Raw genomic sequence first — 3,809 nt, 5'->3', positions numbered from 1 at the left:
CCCTGACCCTCCCCCGCTTCGCAAGGGAGGGAGGGACCCACGCGCAAGCGTGGGAAGGTAGGGGCACCGCAACGGCACCCCCTGCCCCATCACCCCTCGATGCGCGAGAAGTCCGCCACCGCGTTCAGCGTCGCCCGGATCTGGCTGAGCAGGCGCAGGCGGTTGGCGCGCAGGTCGGCCTGCTCGGCGTTCACCGTCACCTTGTCGAAGAAGGCGTCCACCGGACCGCGCAGACGGGCCAGCGCCGCCATCGTGCCGGTGAAGTCCTCCTTGGCCAGCAGCGGCCGGGCCGTCTCGCCGGCATCGGACAGAGCGCCGTAGAGATCCTTTTCCTCCGCGAGCGTCAGCAGGGCCGGATCGACCGGCTGGTCGTAGGCCTTGCCATCCTTCTTCTCCTCGATGCGGACGATGTTGCTGGCGCGCTTGTAGGCGGCGAGCAGGTTCGCCCCCTCCTCCGACCCGACGAAGGTCTGGAGCGCCTTCACGCGGGCCAGCAGCCGGACGAGGTCGTCTTCGCCCCCCAGAGCGAACACCGCATCCACCAGATCATGCCGCACACCCTGATCGCGCAGCGTGACCTTCAGGCGGTCGGCGAAGAAGGCCATCAGGTCGGTGGCGACGCCATCGGCGGCGGCGAAACCGCCGACCGTGTAGGCGCCGTGCGCGGCCTTGAACAGCTGCGTCAGGTTCAGCCGCAGCCCGTTCTCCAGGATCAGCCGGATGATGCCCAACGCGGCGCGGCGCAGCGCGTAGGGGTCCTTCGAGCCCGTGGGCTTCTCGTCGATGGCGAAGAAGCCGACCAGCGTGTCGAGCTTGTCGGCCAGCGCCACGGCGACCGACACCGGAGCGGTCGGACAGGAATCCGACGGCCCGAGCGGCTTGTAATGCTCGGCGATGGCCTCGGCGACCGCCGGGTTCTCGCCCTCGCCCAGCGCGTAGTAGCGGCCCATGATGCCCTGGACCTCGGGGAACTCGCCGACCACCTCGGTCACGAGGTCCGCCTTGGACAGCAGGGCGGCGCGGGTCGCGGCGTCCACGTCAGCGCCGATGGCGCGGGCGATCTCGGCGGCCAGCACCTGGACGCGCGTGACCTTCTCCGCCACCGTGCCGAGTTTGGCGTGGAAGGTGATGGCGCCCAGCTTGGACACGCGGTCTTCCAGCTTGGTCTTGCGGTCCTGGTCCCAGAAGAACTTGGCGTCGGACAGGCGGGCGCGGAGTACCCGCTCGTTGCCGGCGACGATGGCCTTGCCACCGTCCGCCGTCGCCGTGTTCGCGACCACGACGAAGCGCGGCGCCATCTTGCCGGCCTTGTCCAGCAGGGCGAAATACTTCTGGTGCGTGCGCATGGAGGTGATGAGAACCTCCGACGGCACGTCCATGAACTTCTCATCGATGGTGCCGACCAGGGCGACCGGCCATTCGACGAGGCCGGCGACCTCCTCCAGCAGCCCGTCGTCGGGGGAGAGGGTCAGCCCCTCCCGCGCGGCCAGCGCCTCGGCGTCGGCCTTGATCTTGGCCTTGCGCTCGGCGCGGTCCAGAACGACGTGGGCGTCGCGCAGCTTGGCCTTGTAGTCGGCGAAGCTATCGACCGTGAAGGCGTCCGGCGACAGGAAGCGGTGGCCGCGGGTGCTGTTGCCGAAATTGATGAAAGCAGACTCTTCGTCCTGCCTACGATCGTCTATAATTGATCCCAGAGAGCGTGGCAGAAGAATTCCGCTATCAATAACCTTTCCGTTAAAGATAGCAATTACAGAGTGTAGAGGGCGAACCCACCGAACCGAGCTATTTCCCCACCTCATAGATTTGGGCCAAGGGAATTGCAAAAACACTTCGCGAATGACTTCATCCACAACATCTGTGGTCACCCGCCCCTTCTTCTCCGCCACGGCGAAGTAGAAGACGCCCTTGCCGGTGTCGCGTTGCTCGCACTGGTCGAGGCTGGTCAGGCCGGCGGACTTCAGGAAACCGGCGACCGCCTGCTCGGGCGAGCCGACGCGCGGCCCCTTCTTCTCCTCGCGGACGTCGGCGGTGCGCTCGGCCAGGCCGTCGATCACCAGCGCGAGGCGGCGGGGGGTGGAATGGGCCTCGGCCGTGTCGAAGCTCAAGCCGTTGGCGGCCAGCTTCTCGGTGACGAGACGCTTGAGGTCGTCCGCCGCGCGCGCCTGCATGCGGGCCGGGATTTCCTCGGAGAAGAATTCGATCAGAAGTTCAGGCATGTTACTTGGCCCCCCCGGCGGTCCACGCCTCGCAGCAGGCTTTCGCCAGCGCGCGCACGCGGCCGATGTAGGCGGCGCGCTCCACGACGCTGATGACGCCGCGCGCGTCCAGCAGGTTGAAGAGGTGCGACGCCTTGATGCACTGGTCGTAGGCCGGCAGCGCGACGCCCTTGGCGATCAGCGACTGGCACTCCGCCTCGGCGTCCTTGAAATGCTGGAGCAGCATGTCGGTGTTGGCGTGCTCGAAGTTGTGGGCCGAATACTCGACCTCGGCGCGCTTGAACACGTCGCCGTACTTCACGCCCTGGCCGTTGAAGTCCAAGTCGTAGACGTTCTCCACGCCCTGCACATACATGGCCAGACGCTCCAGCCCGTAGGTCAGCTCGACCGCGACCGGGTCGCACTCGATGCCGCCGACCTGCTGGAAATAGGTGTACTGGGTGACCTCCATGCCGTCGCACCAGACCTCCCAGCCGAGGCCCCAGGCGCCCAGCGTCGGGCTTTCCCAGTCGTCCTCGACGAATCGGATGTCGTGCAGCGACGGGTCGATGCCCAGCACCCGCAGGCTTTCCAGATACAGCTCCTGCGCGTTGGCCGGCGAGGGCTTCAGGATCACCTGATACTGGTAGTAGTGCTGGAGCCGGTTCGGGTTCTCGCCGTAGCGGCCATCCTTCGGGCGGCGCGAGGGCTGCACATAGGCCGCCTTCCACTGCTGCGGGCCGAGGGCGCGCAGCGTCGTCGCCGGGTGGAAGGTGCCCGCACCCACCTCCATGTCGTAGGGCTGGAGGATCACGCAGCCCTGCTCCGACCAGAACTGGTGGAGCTTGAGGATCAGGGCCTGAAAGGACAGGCCGCGGCTGTCTTGGGAAGACCCGCTCGGGGAGGCCATCGGCGGTCACTTATGATTGGTGTGGAAAAACGCGCCGCACGATACGCGGCGGTATCCCCGGAATCAAGCGCCCGCCTGGGTTTAAGGTTCAGCGGCCGTAGGGGCAGACCGGCCGGCCGCAGGCCACGGCGGAGCGCGGGGCGACATAGGCGCCGCATTCCGGGCACTTCTCCATGTCCTCGGCGGCCAGTTGGGACGAGCCGCCGCCACTGGTGGAGGCGGACTTTCCGGAGCCGCGACGCTCCCGCTCGCGCAGGCGCTCCCGACCGACCGCGCCGACGCGGTTGTACCAGCGCCAGCCGAACCACACGGCGCCGATCACCAGCGCCAGGAACAGGATTTTGGACAAGCTGAACATGGAAGCAGGATTAGGGGGTGCGGGGCCGCCCGGTCAAGAGCGGCCTTCACCCCGAACGCGCCCCGAACGGCTGATCCATCGAAAATGGATCGAACATCGAAAGAAGCGCCCGTCCAGCGCAAAGAATCCTTGTCGTCCGCAGCGGAAGCGGCACCTAATGGATGAAAACCGTGCGCAGAGGAGACGCAACGTCATGAACGCCAGCGCCTATCCGGTCATCGTCCGCCCCCTGCCCCCGGAACAGGGTGTCGGCTATGTGGCCGAGGTGCCCGACCTGCCGGGCTGCACCGCGGCCACATAGCCGACACCCTGTTCCGGGGGCAGGGGGCGGACGATGACCGGATAG

General features: G+C 67.1%; 4 protein-coding genes. 1 reads left to right on the top strand and 3 read right to left on the bottom strand.

Features of this window, described 5'->3' with window-relative positions; all coding sequences use genetic code 11:
- Positions 1-89: 89 nt before the first annotated feature.
- The 3 genes from glyS to GBZ26_RS28060 all read right to left on the bottom strand — a co-directional run bounded on the left by glyS (position 90) and on the right by GBZ26_RS28060 (position 3,463).
- Complete coding sequence (gene glyS, locus GBZ26_RS28070) at positions 90-2,216, bottom strand: glycine--tRNA ligase subunit beta (protein ID WP_174441615.1); 2,127 nt, start codon at positions 2,214-2,216, stop codon at positions 90-92.
- A gap of 1 nt (position 2,217) precedes the next feature.
- Positions 2,218-3,105 carry a glycine--tRNA ligase subunit alpha gene (locus GBZ26_RS28065; RefSeq protein ID WP_174441614.1) on the bottom strand — a complete coding sequence of 296 codons (888 nt, stop codon included), beginning with the start codon at positions 3,103-3,105 and terminating at the stop codon, positions 2,218-2,220.
- Between the two features lie 88 nt (positions 3,106-3,193).
- A complete protein-coding gene (locus GBZ26_RS28060) occupies positions 3,194-3,463 on the bottom strand; it encodes a hypothetical protein (protein WP_174441613.1) in 270 nt (89 codons plus the stop codon).
- A 193-nt stretch (positions 3,464-3,656) separates the two neighbouring features.
- Here GBZ26_RS28060 and GBZ26_RS31045 point away from each other — a divergent pair, with 193 nt between their 5' ends.
- Complete coding sequence (locus GBZ26_RS31045; protein WP_425599371.1) at positions 3,657-3,764, top strand: type II toxin-antitoxin system HicB family antitoxin; 108 nt, start codon at positions 3,657-3,659, stop codon at positions 3,762-3,764.
- The last annotated feature ends 45 nt before the right edge of the window (positions 3,765-3,809 follow it).

Source organism: Azospirillum formosense, assembly GCF_013340925.1.
GTDB classification, from domain to species: Bacteria; Pseudomonadota; Alphaproteobacteria; order Azospirillales; family Azospirillaceae; genus Azospirillum; species Azospirillum formosense.
This window is presented reverse-complemented; position numbering and strand designations above follow the sequence as displayed.